This window comes from Oceanobacillus damuensis (assembly GCF_001618145.1).
Classification (GTDB): domain Bacteria; phylum Bacillota; class Bacilli; order Bacillales; family Amphibacillaceae; genus Oceanobacillus; species Oceanobacillus damuensis.
In genome coordinates, this window is the sequence record NZ_LQNF01000027.1 from 55,311 (window position 1) to 69,994 (window position 14,684).

At 37.2% G+C, this 14,684-nt stretch carries 14 protein-coding genes and 6 pseudogenes; 12 read left to right on the plus strand and 8 right to left on the minus strand.

Annotated elements, in window-relative coordinates:
* Positions 1 to 56 precede the first annotated feature (56 nt).
* From prpB to A4245_RS20860, 3 genes and pseudogenes are all read left to right on the plus strand, one after another.
* A pseudogene (prpB, locus tag A4245_RS14435) lies at positions 57 to 964 on the plus strand (methylisocitrate lyase).
* A 37-nt stretch (positions 965 to 1,001) separates the two neighbouring features.
* Entirely contained in the window at positions 1,002 to 1,109 is a 108-nt protein-coding gene (locus A4245_RS20985) for a hypothetical protein (RefSeq protein WP_407668390.1), read from the plus strand.
* Positions 1,063 to 1,419: pseudogene (locus A4245_RS20860) on the plus strand (beta-eliminating lyase-related protein). The gene A4245_RS20985 and the pseudogene A4245_RS20860 overlap by 47 nt, the downstream one beginning before the upstream one ends.
* Positions 1,420 to 2,601: 1,182 nt before the next feature.
* Here the strand turns inward: A4245_RS20860 and A4245_RS19760 are convergent.
* The 5 genes from A4245_RS19760 to A4245_RS14460 form a co-directional block, all read right to left on the minus strand.
* Positions 2,602 to 2,850 (minus strand): IS3 family transposase, encoded by a 249-nt coding sequence (locus tag A4245_RS19760; RefSeq protein ID WP_199860694.1) that lies wholly within the window; start codon positions 2,848 to 2,850, stop codon positions 2,602 to 2,604.
* Between the two features lie 80 nt (positions 2,851 to 2,930).
* Positions 2,931 to 3,455, minus strand: a complete 525-nt coding sequence (locus A4245_RS19765) for an IS3 family transposase (protein WP_084268821.1) — start codon at positions 3,453 to 3,455, stop codon at positions 2,931 to 2,933.
* Positions 3,419 to 3,982 carry a helix-turn-helix domain-containing protein gene (locus A4245_RS14450; protein ID WP_067729136.1) on the minus strand — a complete coding sequence of 188 codons (564 nt, stop codon included), beginning with the start codon at positions 3,980 to 3,982 and terminating at the stop codon, positions 3,419 to 3,421. Before A4245_RS14450 ends, A4245_RS19765 begins: the two co-directional genes overlap by 37 nt.
* Positions 3,983 to 4,094: 112 nt before the next feature.
* Positions 4,095 to 4,454, minus strand: coding sequence for an HNH endonuclease (locus A4245_RS20420; protein WP_067729138.1), 360 nt, complete (start codon positions 4,452 to 4,454; stop codon positions 4,095 to 4,097).
* Between the two features lie 266 nt (positions 4,455 to 4,720).
* Entirely contained in the window at positions 4,721 to 4,984 is a 264-nt protein-coding gene (locus A4245_RS14460) for a hypothetical protein (protein WP_067729140.1), read from the minus strand.
* 336 nt (positions 4,985 to 5,320) lie between these two features.
* On the opposite strand from A4245_RS14460, the pseudogene A4245_RS14465 reads away from it, so the two are divergent.
* The 7 genes and pseudogenes from A4245_RS14465 to A4245_RS20195 form a co-directional block, all read left to right on the plus strand.
* Positions 5,321 to 5,527, plus strand: a pseudogene (locus tag A4245_RS14465) (flagellin N-terminal helical domain-containing protein); the annotation flags it as partial.
* Between the two features lie 283 nt (positions 5,528 to 5,810).
* Positions 5,811 to 6,494 (plus strand): annotated as a pseudogene (locus A4245_RS14470) (flagellin N-terminal helical domain-containing protein); the annotation flags it as partial.
* Positions 6,495 to 6,864: 370 nt separating this feature from the next.
* Positions 6,865 to 6,978, plus strand: a pseudogene (locus A4245_RS19775) (flagellin); the annotation flags it as partial.
* 441 nt (positions 6,979 to 7,419) lie between these two features.
* Positions 7,420 to 8,394, plus strand: coding sequence for a hypothetical protein (locus tag A4245_RS14475; RefSeq protein WP_067729146.1), 975 nt, complete (start codon positions 7,420 to 7,422; stop codon positions 8,392 to 8,394).
* Positions 8,395 to 8,676: 282 nt separating this feature from the next.
* Entirely contained in the window at positions 8,677 to 10,266 is a 1,590-nt protein-coding gene (locus A4245_RS14480) for a DUF4046 domain-containing protein (protein WP_067729148.1), read from the plus strand.
* Between the two features lie 70 nt (positions 10,267 to 10,336).
* On the plus strand, positions 10,337 to 10,567 hold the full coding sequence (locus A4245_RS14485) for a hypothetical protein (RefSeq protein ID WP_067729150.1): 231 nt from the start codon (positions 10,337 to 10,339) through the stop codon (positions 10,565 to 10,567).
* A 169-nt stretch (positions 10,568 to 10,736) separates the two neighbouring features.
* Complete coding sequence (locus A4245_RS20195; RefSeq protein ID WP_157087733.1) at positions 10,737 to 10,877, plus strand: hypothetical protein; 141 nt, start codon at positions 10,737 to 10,739, stop codon at positions 10,875 to 10,877.
* Between the two features lie 68 nt (positions 10,878 to 10,945).
* On the opposite strand, the gene A4245_RS14490 is transcribed toward A4245_RS20195, so the two are convergent.
* Together A4245_RS14490 and A4245_RS14495 are read right to left on the minus strand one after the other, a co-directional pair.
* Entirely contained in the window at positions 10,946 to 11,722 is a 777-nt protein-coding gene (locus tag A4245_RS14490; RefSeq protein ID WP_067729152.1) for an SDR family NAD(P)-dependent oxidoreductase, read from the minus strand.
* Positions 11,723 to 11,823: 101 nt separating this feature from the next.
* On the minus strand, positions 11,824 to 12,468 hold the full coding sequence (locus A4245_RS14495; RefSeq protein ID WP_067729154.1) for a GntR family transcriptional regulator: 645 nt from the start codon (positions 12,466 to 12,468) through the stop codon (positions 11,824 to 11,826).
* A gap of 91 nt (positions 12,469 to 12,559) precedes the next feature.
* On the opposite strand from A4245_RS14495, the gene A4245_RS14500 reads away from it, so the two are divergent.
* Positions 12,560 to 12,889 (plus strand): hypothetical protein, encoded by a 330-nt coding sequence (locus tag A4245_RS14500; protein WP_067729156.1) that lies wholly within the window; start codon positions 12,560 to 12,562, stop codon positions 12,887 to 12,889.
* Between the two features lie 254 nt (positions 12,890 to 13,143).
* On the plus strand, positions 13,144 to 14,322 hold the full coding sequence (locus tag A4245_RS14505) for an ROK family transcriptional regulator (RefSeq protein WP_067729158.1): 1,179 nt from the start codon (positions 13,144 to 13,146) through the stop codon (positions 14,320 to 14,322).
* A gap of 173 nt (positions 14,323 to 14,495) precedes the next feature.
* Here the strand turns inward: A4245_RS14505 and A4245_RS20665 are convergent.
* Positions 14,496 to 14,684: pseudogene (locus A4245_RS20665) on the minus strand (aldose epimerase family protein); the annotation flags it as partial.

A 14,684-nucleotide genomic window follows, 5' to 3' on the forward strand; every position in this document is an offset into this window, starting at 1 on the left:
GATGAAAGTGTCAGTTCATTTATGGAAAAAATGATGATCTAGGGAAGGTGAAAAGTATGAGCTGGTTTATTCAACAACATGTATCTCAGGAAGAACTTGCGAAGCAGTTTTTATAATTAGTAAACGAAGAAAAAATCCTGAAGGTTCCTGGTGCACATGATGGGATGGCTGCATTGTTTGCGAAGAAAGCTGGGTTTAAAGTACTGTATTTATCAGGTGCTGCATACACAGCGAGTAAAGGCCTTCCTGATTTAGGTATTATTTATTCCAATAAAATGGCAGAAAAGGCAGAGGAGCTAATTCGAGCAACGAATCTTCCTGTTTTGGTAGATATTGATACGGGATATGGTGGTGTTTTGAATACGGTCAGAACAGCACTCGAGATGTATGAAAAGAATGTTGCTGCTGTCCAAATCGAGGATCAGCAGCTCCCAAAAAAATGCGGTCATTTGGATGGCAAGCAACTGGTTTCACCAGAAGAAATAGCACAGAAAATTCGAGCAATTAAAGAAGCTGTACCCTTATTAGTTATTGTAGCGAGAACAGATGCACTAAGTGTAGAAGGGCTTAATTCTGCAATCGAGCGTGCCAAATTTATGTGGAAGCAGGTGCTGATATTATCTTTTCAGAAGCTTTAACGAAAGAAGAGGAATTTCTTGTATTTAAAGAAAAAGTAGATGCACCACTACTAGCAAACATGACCGAATTTGGGAAAACGCCTTATTATACAGCAGATGAATTTGAAGCGTTTGGCTACAGCATGGTTATGTATCCAGTTACTTCATTATGCGTGGCAGCAAAGGCTATAAGCGAGTATTCAGTGAAATTATGAATAACGGAACACAAAAAGCCATTGGATGACATGCAATCACGCAAGGATCTCTATGAAACGATTGATTATTATGACTATGAGGATTTGAATAAAAAAATGGCAAAAACTACTGTTAGCGATTATTATGATTGATTTGCGGAGTGATACATTAACACAACCTACAGAAGTAATGCGAAAAGCGATGTATATTGTGGAGGTGGGTGATGATGCAAGAACCAACGATACTGGTCATGGTGAAGTATGGTGGAACATGTCTCCCAGTTGGAAAAGTAAATAAAATTGTTGCACTGGCTAAGAAGAAGGATGTACCTGTTTATTTAGACGGTGCCAGGGTTTTTAATGCTTCGGTTGGATTGGATGTCTAGATTAAGGACTTATGCTCTTCTGTTGATTCCATGATGTTTTGTTTGTCAAAAGGGCTCGAAGCTCCGTTAGGGTCTATGCTCTATGGCAATGCTGATTTTATTAAAGAGGGAAGAAGTACTGGGAAGCTGTTAGGTGGTGCAATAACGACAGGCAGGGATTATCGCTGCAACAGGTATAGAAGTACTGCAAAAATTTCATCAGCGATTAAAAGTAGACCATAAAAACGCACAGTTGCTTGCCAGAAAAATTGAGTCCAATGATACCATATCGATTGACTATCAATCCGTACAAACAAATATTGTGAAAATTAATATTATTAATAGTGGGATTACACCGCAAAAAATGGAAGAAGAATTATTTGAACGAGGACTCCGAGTAAAGTGCTTGGGCAATCGTTATCTACGCATGACCGTTTATCATGGAATTGATAATGAACAAATCCATAGAGCAGCAGATGTATTTAATAACTATACTGCAGGGTTAAGAAATAGAAAAGCTTGATTAACAATATAAACGAACCTCATGAAATATAATTGTTTCATGAGATTCGTTTATTACTTGCTACTCTTCGTATGTAGTTCTAATCATTTCACTAGGAAGGACAGAGGACAGGCACCTCATGCTGCTGAAGAAACTTGAACAGTGTATGAAGTGACCCTCCGGCCACATTTCGATGAAGATTAAAGTGAACTGGAAATTCCGAAGAAGTGAAGTTTATCATGGCGACGAACATAAGGACTGAAGGACAGGCACAAACTCGTCCTGCTGAGAAAACTTTGATAGTTTACCTGTCCCTTCATCAGAGAAAAGGACTACTGTTTCACTCAATAATTGTCTATTTTCAATTATAATCCTATAGAATATTCCATAGAACTTTTATATTCACAACGCTTGTAAAAAGTTAAATTTACCGTACTTTCCTTTATATATCTGAGTCACATTAAATTGATAAACTTCTTTAATTCGGGTAAGTCTTGTGCCGTTTGCCAAATCTCTAACTTAACATCATCACAAATCGTATATTCAAAGGTATTTGCACCCAAATGTCCCATGAAAACATGAGAGCGATTCGTAATATAAGAATTTTTACTCCACTTATCCTTCATGAGGGGTGCAGTAATTGCTAGGAGTCGCAGAAAGTAGTCTCCTGTTCATAGCGATAAAACTTATTAACAATATCCTTCGCCTGAAGACTCGGAGAAAAGAGGGTCATTCTGAAAATTAGTATAATCATTAAACTTTAAGGGCATTTATACAGGATATGTATTGGTAGTTGGTGGATTTATTAGTGTTTGGGTTTGGTGTTCTAAGAGGGTAGGTAAAGTATAGGTGTAATAATCGATTCTATTAACAAGCTAAAAAACGCTCAAATCGGTGGTTACCCACAAAAGTTAGAGTTTTTATTATGCAGCTGATTGGCTGGATTGAGTTCGGTATTCGACTGGACTCAATCCAGCCAATTTTTCTTTTGATCGTTCATGGTTGTACCAGTAGATATATTCTTCAATCCGTCTTTTTAATTCTTCATAGTTTACTAATTCTTCCCCATAATACATTTCTTGCTTTAAAATGCCAAAGAAATTCTCCATCGAGGCATTGTCTGCGCAGGTTGCTTTACGTGACATACTTTGGAATATTTTATTTTTCTTCAATGTTTGCACCCATTGGTTGTGCTGGTAATGCCATCCTTGATCAGAATGGATGGTGGTGCGGTAGGTTGCGTGATTCTTTATTATCTTAAAGGTTGCATAACTAGATCTAACGTGGGACGTTTCTTGATTTCAAAAGCAATAATTTCTCCGTTATAAAGATCAAGAATTGGATTTAAATATAACTTCTCATCCCCTAGACATTTGAATTCTGTAATGTCAGTTACTAATTTTTGAAGAGGAATAGGTGTACTAAAACGGCGGGATATTCGGTTTTTCGCAACCTTCCCAACCTTTCCCTTATAGGAATTGTATTTACGAGATTTTCGCATAAATTTTACACATTTCAATCCTAATTCTTGCATAAGTCGATACACTTTTTTATGATTAACACGATGTCCTAATTTCTTTAATTCCTTCGTGATACGTTTATAACCATAGCGTTCATGAAACTTCTTAAATAGGTCGGTTATGAGTTCTTTTAGTTCTGTGTCCGGATCTTTTTTTCCAAAGTTTTTTACATGATAGTGATAGGTTGCTTCAGGAATCCCCACAACAAGGAAGATATCCTTTAATCGGAATCCTTCTTCTTTGAGTTCAAATGCCACTTTTGCTTGTGCTTTTCGTAGAAGGCATTCGGATTTTCCCGAAAAGCTCTCAGCTTTTTTAGGTAAGCATTTTCTAACCTTAGTAGTTCATTCTCGCGTTCTAACTCTTCTTCACGTGTTAACTTTTTTTCTTCCTTTTTCTTTTGTTTATTGGCTTTTTTAGACATAGAAGGTCGCCCCTTTAGTTTTGGATTCAGGCCTTCTACTCCTTGTTCATGAAATTCTTTCATCCAGCGTACGATTAAGGAAGGGTTGTTCAAATTGAAGTGAACCGCAGTATCTAAATAAGAAGCACCTGTGTTTAACATAAATTGTATCGTATCTAATTTAAATTGAACAGAATACTCCTTTTTCTCCATTCTTCGTTTTAACCCATCCATCCCCTGAGACTTATAGACATTCACCCATTCACGTATAGTGGTCTGGCTGCCCATATTATATTTTTTTGCCAATGATCCATACCCAATGTTGCCTTCTAAATACTCAGTGACAAGCTTCATTTTGAATTCTTCACTGTATTTTTCCATAAAAACACCCCCGAAAGTTAGATTTATTACTCTAACTTTCGGGGGTCGGTACCATCTTCACCTGAACGTTTTTGTGCAAATTGCCAACTAAACAATTTAGTTTATAATAACATTAACGGTATACGCTTCCGCCGCCCCACAGGGATCGGCCACCTGTATGGCCAGTTTCTGCATGTATCTCTTTATCAACCAATTGCAGAACACCAGGATCTTCAGTGTGGTGCCATACATAACCTTCAGGAGTATCGCCGTTTTCAAGGGCTTGTACTTCGGCAGGGGATAATCCCAGTTCGCCTGCAAGCTGCGGGTCTGCCGCTATCTGATCATATAATGCTGTATTCGCATAACTAAAATGAACGCTATCACTCTGTAAATAAAGGTCTTCTGAAATGGTCACCTGAAAATCAGATTCAAAAGCAGGGAAAGTTCCTTCTACTATATCTCCATCCGGTAAGACTACTTCTTTTTCCACGAAAGGCACATTTGTTTCAGGGTGGACAGTTATTCCACCATTTCTTGTTTCAATTTCTTCAGCATCAACTGTGTCCGCTCCATCTAATAAATCTATCGCGCCGATTGCTAGAGTGGATACAGCAGCAACTTTTCCAAGGTTCTTAATTCCTTCTATTGCTTGCTGATGGTTTCCGCTTGTTATACCACTGTAGGTTGATCCCGCGTTTTTAGCAGTATACTTTATAGTATTTCCTACACCTTTAAAGGTTCTTCCTGATGAATCCTTTAGATTTTCAATTCCACTCTGTTTATAGTTTTCGTCTTTTTTATGTATCCATAAGTTGTTTCCGCAGTTCCATCCAAGAATTGTCCTAAGTTATCTAGAGCTACTGTTGATGCTGTTTCAACGCTATCCCCAACGTCTTCTAACCAATTACCTGCACTTTCCCATTTGGTACCGACTGCTTTTCCGGCAAGTTTGGTGGTTCCTCCGATGAGAAAGCCTCCAGTACGACCAACACCTTTTCCTGCTTTTCGTAAGATCCCCATAATAATGTTCCTCTCTCGATTGCTATTTTTAGATACATATTCCTCTTATTAGGTAAATTTTACCACGAAATAGTTAATGTGGGTAATTTTACTTATTAATTTAAAGGGAGTAAAGATGGATAGGTAAAATTTTTACAGTTCCGGGTGAATACCAGAATCTGAGAACAAGATACTGATAATTACGCTACTACAACAACGAGGTGCTAATAAAAAAGTATAGAATTAAACTTTTTTCAAAAAAACATTAAACATTATCAAAATCTGCCGATATAAGTAATGTGAGACACAAGGATGTGACTCGCAAAAAAAATACACTTACATGGAGGTAAGGAAATTATGATTATCAATCACAACATTTCAGCTCTTAACGCACATCGCCAATTAGGAGCAAACCAAGCTGCAGGACAAAATTCATTGGAGAAGCTTTCTTCAGGTCTTCGTATTAACAAGGCTGGAGATGACGCTGCTGGACTAGCGATTTCTGAGAAAATGCGTGGTCAGATTCGTGGGTTAGAACAAGCAACTACAAATGCTCAAGACGGTAGACTAGAAATGCCGCTCTAAGTAGTAATACTTAGATGAAAACTCCGTGAATTCGGTGGAACCCCAAACCAAGCTAGCAGTTGTGGATGGTGGGCAATACCGAGCCAAGCCTAGTGAATTGGAGATAACTTGTAGCTAGGAAGGTGTAACGATCAGGTAGTGAGGATATATACCAATAACCTACCCACGAGCGCGGGGCATCCTTAAGGGATGAAGATATGATCTGAACTTTATGGAAACATAAAGAAGTAGCGGATTAAATGCCACTGCGATAACAAATTTGATTTCTCTAATCCAAACTGCTGAAGGTGCATTGAACGAAACACATTCAATCCTTCAACGTATGCGTGAGTTAGCTGTACAAAGCTCCAACGATACTAATACGGATTCAGATCGTGCAGAGTTACAAAAGGAAGTCGACCAACTTGCTGCAGAAATCACTCGAATCGGTGATAATACTGAATTCAACACAAAGACTTTATTAGATGGTGAGTTCAAAGGCACATTCCATATTGGAGCAAATGAAGGACAAAACATTACTATCTCAGTAGATGATATGCGTACAGATTCTTTAGAAGTAGGTACTGCGTTCACTGCAGATACAACTGATGGAACTACTTTACTTGGACAAGATGGTACTACTGTTATTGGTACATGGCAAGCAGCTGATGAAACCGATCCAGATCCTGCAAACCATACTGTAGCTGGATATTTTGACGCTGGAGAACTTGTATTAGCAGCTGATACTGCTTTAGATACTGGAACAAAGGGAGCAATTGGTATTGATATTTCATCTCAAGGTGCTGCTGACTCTGCTATTACAGTAATCAATAATGCAATTGAAACAGTATCTGCAGAGCGCTCTAAACTTGGGGCTACTCAAAACCGTCTAGACCACACTATCAACAACCTAGGTACATCTGCAGAAAACCTAACAGCTGCAGAATCACGTATCCGTGACGTTGATTATGACTTAGCTGCTGCGTAAGCAGAAGTAACAGTCACAGTCGTCCTAACTGGTAACGGTTAGAGATTACTATCGGGTGAATTGCTGGAAAACCCTTAAAGCTTTCTTCTCCACAACGTAGCTGGAAACGGCAAGCGTGAAGGATAGAGAAGAAGAAAGATTGGGCAATCAGCAGCCGAGCTCCTGTGAGGAAACTCTGGAGAAGGTTCAACGACTAGAATATACCACCTAACGCAAAAGCTATGGTGATGAAATTCGTAGGTGAATGATAGAGCCGTAAAACTATCAGAATCCGAAGTGCCCGGCCCCTACTAGATAACTAGAGGGTGAAGATATAGTCTAGTCATTTATGAAAGTAAATGGTCGCACGATGGCGGCAGAAATGATGGAGTTCACTAAGAATAACATCCTTTCACAAGCGGCACAAAGTATGTTAGCTCAAGCCCAGCAACAACCGCAAGGAGTATTACAACTTCTTCAATAGTTAATGGGACGGGCGTCTAATCTGGTAACGGGTTAGATCATAACTGGGTGAATTGCTGGAACTTCCTAAAGTGTTTTGTGCCACAACGAGGCTGGAAACGGCAGACGTGAAGGTTTGAAAAACAAAACAATGAACCAATGGATAATCAGCAGCCAAGCGCCTGTGGTGAAAACCTGGCGAAGGTCCAACGACTAGAATGTACTGCCTAAAGCGAAAGCCATGGCAATGAGATTCGTAGGGTGGAGGAGAACGATCCCCATTCGAAGTGCCCAGCCCCTTATGATTTTAAGGGTGAAGATATAGTCTATTCTACGATTGAAAGACGTAGCGGCAAAGCAAGCCAACCAACAACCACAAGGTGTTTTACAGTTATTACAATAAGATTATTAGAACCCGCCTTTTTGGTGGGTTCTTTTTCTAAAAATTTATGGGGGAATATATATGGAAATAAACATCGAACTGCAGGACTTTCATGATTCTTATAAACCAGAGTACATTAATGGGTGGAAAAAAGTCTATGTAAATAATGAAGCAATCTTACATGCCGCCTATACTGTAGGGAGAGCAAATATTGATGATGTTTTTGCAACTCCCTTTTATTCTGATATGGAAATAAATTTCAGAACCAGTCTTTTACGGGCGTATTTAACAAAGAGTGATAAAAAAGTTAAAAAGTCACCTATATACGAACTACTGGACCCATCGGAAAAAGGTGCAATAAATTATTTTATTGGAATGGCCTTTACTAAATTAATTGCTAATGAAGTCTTTAAAGTAAAAAACTTAATGCATGTAGATGTTTATACACAAGGATTATATAATAGAAGACCGATAGAAGTTATTTTACATAAAGGTAAATCTAGACCGGATTTAATAGGCCAAGATGCCAATGACAGATGGTATGTTTTTGAAGCAAAAGGAAGAACAAAATATGAGAAATCTACTCTAAATAGTGCTAAAAGTCAATCAGAAAATGTGGATAAAATAAATAGGATGAATCCATATCTTAAAGCAGGTGTAATAACATACTTTAGAAATGAATCAATAGAGATGAGAGTTTCAGACCCGGATAAGGTTAAGAAAGAAGCTGCTTGTCTCATAGTAGACAAGAATGTTTTCATTTTGGAATATTACTCTTTAATCTTCTATTATTTAATAAATAAGCCTACGAAGGAAATCCAAAAGAATAGCTTGAAGTTCATTTATTATTATGATGAATGTTTAAAAGTGGGAGTGGGTATTGAAAAAAATGTATTTGAACTAATTAAAGACCAAAAAAATGATGAAAATGTAAATATCCATAAAGAAATTAACTTAATCTTAGGAAACAATAGTTCCAATATAGGATATTTGAATAAGAGTGAAAAACATATTTACGTGGGGTATGATGGTATATTAATCATGCAAAATAATTGACTCGATTTGAATTTTAGAAGATTATCATTTGATTATCGTAACCTAAATCTGGATTTTTGAATATGCCTCTTACCTATTGATAAATGCTCCCGTAATACAGTGGGGAATGATACTCGGGGGGGGGGGGCTAGATATCCAACTACAAAAGATAAAAGGATTAGCTACATTATCTTTATTTACTGTAGTGGTGTTTTTTCTTTCAGATTTAGGTAACGGCAGTAATTTCAATAAAAAGGGAACGTTCGTTCGTTATTTATGTTATAATAAACTTAGGTGATGAAAATGCTAGATATCTACAGAAAAATGGATAATAAAGATTTAAAAAATGAACCGATTATTGGGATCTATGAAGAATTATTTACTGGTGTACGCAAAGGTCTTCCCAAGGGAACTTGGCAGAACGATCAGTATGTAATCTTGATTATTAGATATGCCTTTGAAGTTAAATTGAAATTGAATAAAGTAGGTATTCCCAAGATCACCAAGCAAACCATTAAAGAACAGAAATTATGGGGAGCACTGAATCGTTTTAAGTCAATTAAAAAACTATTGCAACTTGTTTATCCAGGTGCCTTTGATGTATTTAGCTTTTATCGTGTGTCAGTAGATTATTGGTCTAACATTGAAAACATTAAGTCCCGTTTTGAAGATATGCTACAAAAAAATAATATTTCTTTCTATGATATACCTAAATTTATTACATATGACCTTTTGATTAAATGGGGTCTTTCCAATCCATTGAAGCGACATAAAGATTCACCTTTCCAGCTGATTAATGAGATGTATCCAGGTGTTTTTAAACCCTATCAATTCCGTAAAATTCCTCAAAGGCATGCTAGAAATAAGGAAATACTAAAAGAACAGTTTTTTGCCATGCTTAAAGAGGAACAAATTGCTCTTCACGAGATTCCTCAAAAAGTAACACAAGAAATTCTTTATAGATATAGATTTAACGGTGCCATGAGCTACTACAAGCAGTCTCCATCAAAGTTTATAATGGCCCTGTTTCCAAACGAATTTACTCAAAAAGACTTCATCAGACCTCAAGGATATTGGCATGATATTGAAGCAGCGAAATCCGCTATATTTAGATTAATAGAAAAACTCGCAATCCCCTTCGCAGAGATACCTCAACACCTCACGAAAAAAATGTTTGCAGAACACGGCTTAGGTGGGCTGTTAGATCAGTATGATGGTTCTCCAATAAACATTGTGCAGGCCTGCTTCCCAGGCGAATTTGATATTTTCGAATTTAAACGCGTGCCTAACAGATTTTGGTATGATAGAGAAAATAGAATTGAAGCTCTTCGCTCCTATTGTAGAAAACATCTTGTTGAAATTGAGGAATTGCCAATGTTAAGCCGGGCATATTTCAAAAGTAAATACCCTCGATTTGTTAGTGTAGTGGATAGACACTTTGAAAGCAAAATACACTTATGGATTATGGAGGCATTTCCTGAACATGAATTTACACCATCAGACTTTAATTTGCTAGTAGGAGATGATGGACAATTATGTGATTCCCATGAGGAGCTGCTCGTACATAATGCGCTGCTTAGAATCTTTAAAGATGCAAGAATTACCCGTGAAGGGAAACGTTTTACGAATAGGGAATATAATGAATCATATTTACCAGATTGGCTTATTGAACTCGATGGAAAAGAAATTTTAGTTGAGTACTTTGGTTTGTATGGTAGTAGTAGATTTCCGGGATATAATGAGAAAGCAAATAGAAAAATAGCCTTTTATAGAAGCTTGGATGATTTTGAGTTTGTTATGCTACTGCCTGAGGATTTGAATAGAATTGATTCTGTCTTAAATGATCAATTAGGGGAATCTGGAGATATTGGAATCAGTATCCAACAGCTTTAAATACCTAAAGATTTTGAGGTCAATCGCCTCACTACTCTTATCGATATTAAATAGAAGTTAGGGTGACTAAATGAATAATTCACACAACGAACACTACCATCAACTTCAATGGACAAAAGACAGAATCGAATACTTGGATGTCCTAGAAGGGAAACTTCAAATAATGCGCGGCCTTGCAGAAGATGCTGCAAGCGACCAGAGAACAGAAACTCAAAGAAAACAACTAAACAAGGAATTCCAGCAACTCCAAGGAGAAGTTAATAACATGATACAAGAATGGGAATGCAAGAAGGGAATGTAAGAATGCAGGTGCCTGACCCCCACTGATTTAATGTGCTAAAGTTTGCAAATGGAATAGATTAAATTGTCAATTACCAATTTAATATTGTATCCATGCTAATTAAACCATCCTTGATAACTGAACAGAATCGAAGGAAAAGGTCATAGTTGCACTGTATGCGAATGATTGTATGATAGTTGATAAGAAAGTAGTATTACTCTATCACCTGCAAAACAGAAGAAGAATAGCCCGATTTTTGGCAATGGCAATAGGGATAATGAAGGAAGCAGAAGAGTTAACAAATGAGATTCATGACCAATTAAAAGTATAGGAAAGATCAAAGCGTAAAAAGATGTCATTTCTTCTAGTAGAAGAAATGACATCTTTTAGCTTATTTTATTATCTAACGGTAGCTTGTCCACCATCAACAGGTAGTAATTGTCCAGTAATAAATTTAGAGGCATCGCTCGCTAGGAATACCATAACTGGACCTAGGTCCTCATCAGGATCTCCGTATTTACCTCCTAATGGAATTTCCGCTTGATTTGCTTTATCCATTTCCTCGAGTTGTTCAGCTGTTAGGCGAGAGCGGGCATCTCTGTACATTGGTGTATCAATTGCTGGAAGAACTGCATTTACTCGGATTCCCTCTGGTCCCCATTCAGCTGCAATACTTCTTGACCATGACATAACAGCGCCTTTTGAAGCAGAGTAAAGTGTTGCTCCTGGTTCTTTTCTAAGTCCAGAAATAGAGCCATAGTTAATAATAACTCCTTTACCTTGTCCCCGCATTAATTTGTATGCTTCTTGATTCGTAACCATAGTACCGCGTACATTTATATTCATAAGGAAATCATAATCTTCATCTGAGATTTCAGCAGCTGGAACAGAACGTTGAACAGCTGCAACATGTGATAGAACATCTAAACCGCCCAGTTCCTCGGCCACCTTTTGGAATGCTTTCTCGATTTCTGAACGATTACCAAGATCACAATGATAGTAGGTTGCCTTACCAGGTCCCTGTTGATTAGCCTCTTCAACCACTTGCTGGCCAAGGTCGTCAAGAACATCAAGTGATGCTACAATGGCACCCTCTTTTACATATGTGCGCACTGTTGCAGCACCCATGCCACGAGAACCACCAGTTACAATAATTTTCTTGCCTTCTAATTGCATATATACTTCCTCCTCTTTAATCAAAAAAATGTATCCGATTACAAGTTAGAATAACATAAAGTTATGTCGATTGTCGACAATTTTAACTAAGAACTAGATTCTTATTTTGCCCCCTCTTTTATCGCCTCTTTGATTGCTTCTTTTGCTTTATTAAAATCTGAATCGATTATTGTAGTTGCAAAATATTTTAATTTCACATGAAATTTTTCCATTGTTTTACTATTCATCTGGACTTGGGCAAATACATTTAATATATGATTCGCTTCTTCGTAAAACCGAATCAATCCAATGTTCTCGGTAATATAAATAATAAATCGAAACAACTTTTCTGCTTTATACTGATATTCAATGATATTCTGATTATCGTATTCAATATTCGAATCCTCTAGTAATGCTTTGAATTTATCTTTATTTTCTTTTGTCCAGTATTCTTTTGAATAATCAATTCCAAGCTGAATAATTCCTATTATGGTTTCAAGGTAATCTTCAATATCCTTTTGCGTAAACGACTTTACAATAGTTCCTTTTCTTGGAACTCTTTCGACTACTCCATCGATTTGTAATAAGTATAGTGCTTCACGGACCGGAGCTCGACTAGTGTTTAATTCTTTAGAAATTTCTTCTTCTCCTATTTTATCTCCAGCTTTTAATTCCCCTTTAATAATCTTTTTTAATATATTCTTACTTATTTGTTCTGGCAACGACTCGCCAAAATGTTCTGTTTTATCTAATGTATGTTTGAACATGCTTCAACGCTCCATTTGTTTTTGGTTTAATAATAGTATACATAATAGGATTCTAATTAACAAAAGGTAGTATCGGTACTCAATTGAGTCAGTGTCTGAATCTTTTTCCGGACAGCTGTCTGTATTTGCTATTGCTCCAGGTATCTCAAAAGAAGCCACAGAAACAAAGCCTACTGCCTATGACAAAGATTTCAATAATGTTTTAGGACATCAGATAGCAAAACAAGTGTTGGGAGATTGTCCGTTCTCTTCTTACGAATACAAAGAATCTAGTATTGTCAATAGAAGTAGTATTTCTAACTTAATGGATAGTACACATTTCACAACGATTAAAGAAGTAGCTGAATTGATTGTTGCCAAACAATCATCTAAACGTGAGAGAATGTTTATATGTGGAACGTTCTTGGCAGGGAGCGATTAGGGGTTGTACCATTCTAGCTGATATGTGGATTTGTTTTAATTAATTTGCCTTAATATTAATGATAGTGTCTAGGAAGTTAAGTATACCCACGCAAAACCTGCCAATAACCTCGGCAAAAGTTATTAGAATGATAAATATAGTATAAGCTGTCAAATGAAGTTGTATCTGAATTCAACCGTCCTGTAAATTAATTAATATAATTTATTATGTTATAATGAGACTAATCTTTATATAGTTAAAATGGAGGAAGTTCGATGCAACGTGGTACATTTCAGTTAATGAAATCCTTAAATAAAGCTAATATCCTCAATAAGATACGTAAATCAGAACCGATTTCCAGAGCTCAAATTGCAAAAGAAATAGAACTTACTCCACCTACAGTGAGTAGTATTGTGAAAGAACTTCTTGAACAAGGAATAGTAAAAGAAAATGCACTTGAAGACGCAAGAAGTGGTGGTGGACGAAAGCCAACGATGCTTTCGATCAATAGTGGGGCATTCTATGTTATTGGAGTAGATGCTGGGCCGGAAAAAGTGGAATGCATTCTTACTGACCTATCAGGAGAAGTATTTGAACGAACATCAAGTAAGCTGCGAAAACCGATATCAAACGATCAATTCATCAAAATATTAAAAGAAAATATCAATAAAATTTTACGTTCTTCAACGATAGAAAGAGAAAAGGTTATTGGTATTGGTGTGGCAATGCATGGGGTTGTTGATGTTGAAACAGGAACTTCGCTTATTGCTCCAAACTTAAACCTAAGAGATATTCCTATCAAAGCAGAGCTAGAAGAGGAATTTCAGTTAATTATCAAAGTTGAGAATGACGCTCGAGCAATGGCACTTGGTGAATTTTGGTTCGGAAGTCATAAAGATTTGGAAAGTATGGTTGCTGTCAATATTGGACGTGGCGTTGGAGCGGGCATTGTTATTAATGGAAAGCTGTACCATGGTGCACAGGATATAGCTGGTGAAATAGGTCATATGACAATTGATATAAATGGAACTGTTTGTGAATGTGGAAATCGTGGTTGTCTGCAAACGATTGTTAGTGGAGAGGCCATTGCGAAAAGAGCCCGTCAACAGGTTGGGGATGCGTTTGAATTCGAACCGCTGACAGGTGAAAGAGTTTATGAATTAGCACGAAAAAGGAATGATATCTTTATTCAGACTTTGCAGGAAACCGGAAAAGCAATTGGTGTAGGTTTGACGAATTTAATTCATCTCATAAACCCTAGTAAAATAGTACTCGGTGGCGGGGTGATGAAAAGTGAGGAGTTTATCCTGCCTGCAATAACACAGGCGATTCAACAACAGGCACTGACACAAAAGGCGAAGCAAACAGAAGTTACGGTCACAAAGCTTGGTGATGATGCTACATTATTAGGTGCGATTTCCCTGTTATTGGTCGAGTTATTTGATCCTATTTAAAAAAACGCTGGCATACTGTTGTTCTTAACAGTATGCCAGCGTTTTAAGGAGCATTGTCCGTCTTTTCCATAAGAAGGGGGTACTCACTCACTAGCAAGTTCTATACGCCCTGAGTTCTTTGATGCAAAACCTTATTGACTGAGAAGTTTTCTTTATAGGCTTATCTTTCAATCCTATTCTACATCAAACGAAAATACTGTGTTTGTTTTATACTTTGATTTGCCTTCTAAAATGACACTTGGAAAACCTTCGTGATGCAGGGAGGCAGGAGAACTTTGTGTCTCAAAACAGACGCCAATGTGTTTTTTCGAGAGTCCTTCTGCCAACTCCAGTCCGTTTTCCAACATGTTTGAGGTATACAT

What these genes read in the sequence shown, in the direction of transcription:
- A4245_RS14460 (WP_067729140.1), bottom strand. Translation starts at nt 4,984, where the DNA reads ATGGGGATCTTACGAAAAGCAGGAAAAGGTGTTGGTCGTACTGGAGGC.
- A4245_RS20985 (WP_407668390.1), top strand. Translation starts at nt 1,002, where the DNA reads ATGCGAAAAGCGATGTATATTGTGGAGGTGGGTGATGATGCAAGAACC.
- A4245_RS14490 (WP_067729152.1), bottom strand. Translation starts at nt 11,722, where the DNA reads ATGCAATTAGAAGGCAAGAAAATTATTGTAACTGGTGGTTCTCGTGGC.
- A4245_RS20195 (WP_157087733.1), top strand. Translation starts at nt 10,737, where the DNA reads ATGATAGTTGATAAGAAAGTAGTATTACTCTATCACCTGCAAAACAGA.
- A4245_RS14485 (WP_067729150.1), top strand. Translation starts at nt 10,337, where the DNA reads ATGAATAATTCACACAACGAACACTACCATCAACTTCAATGGACAAAA.
- A4245_RS14495 (WP_067729154.1), bottom strand. Translation starts at nt 12,468, where the DNA reads ATGTTCAAACATACATTAGATAAAACAGAACATTTTGGCGAGTCGTTG.
- A4245_RS14480 (WP_067729148.1), top strand. Translation starts at nt 8,677, where the DNA reads ATGCTAGATATCTACAGAAAAATGGATAATAAAGATTTAAAAAATGAA.
- A4245_RS14450 (WP_067729136.1), bottom strand. Translation starts at nt 3,982, where the DNA reads ATGGAAAAATACAGTGAAGAATTCAAAATGAAGCTTGTCACTGAGTAT.
- A4245_RS14475 (WP_067729146.1), top strand. Translation starts at nt 7,420, where the DNA reads ATGGAAATAAACATCGAACTGCAGGACTTTCATGATTCTTATAAACCA.
- A4245_RS14505 (WP_067729158.1), top strand. Translation starts at nt 13,144, where the DNA reads ATGCAACGTGGTACATTTCAGTTAATGAAATCCTTAAATAAAGCTAAT.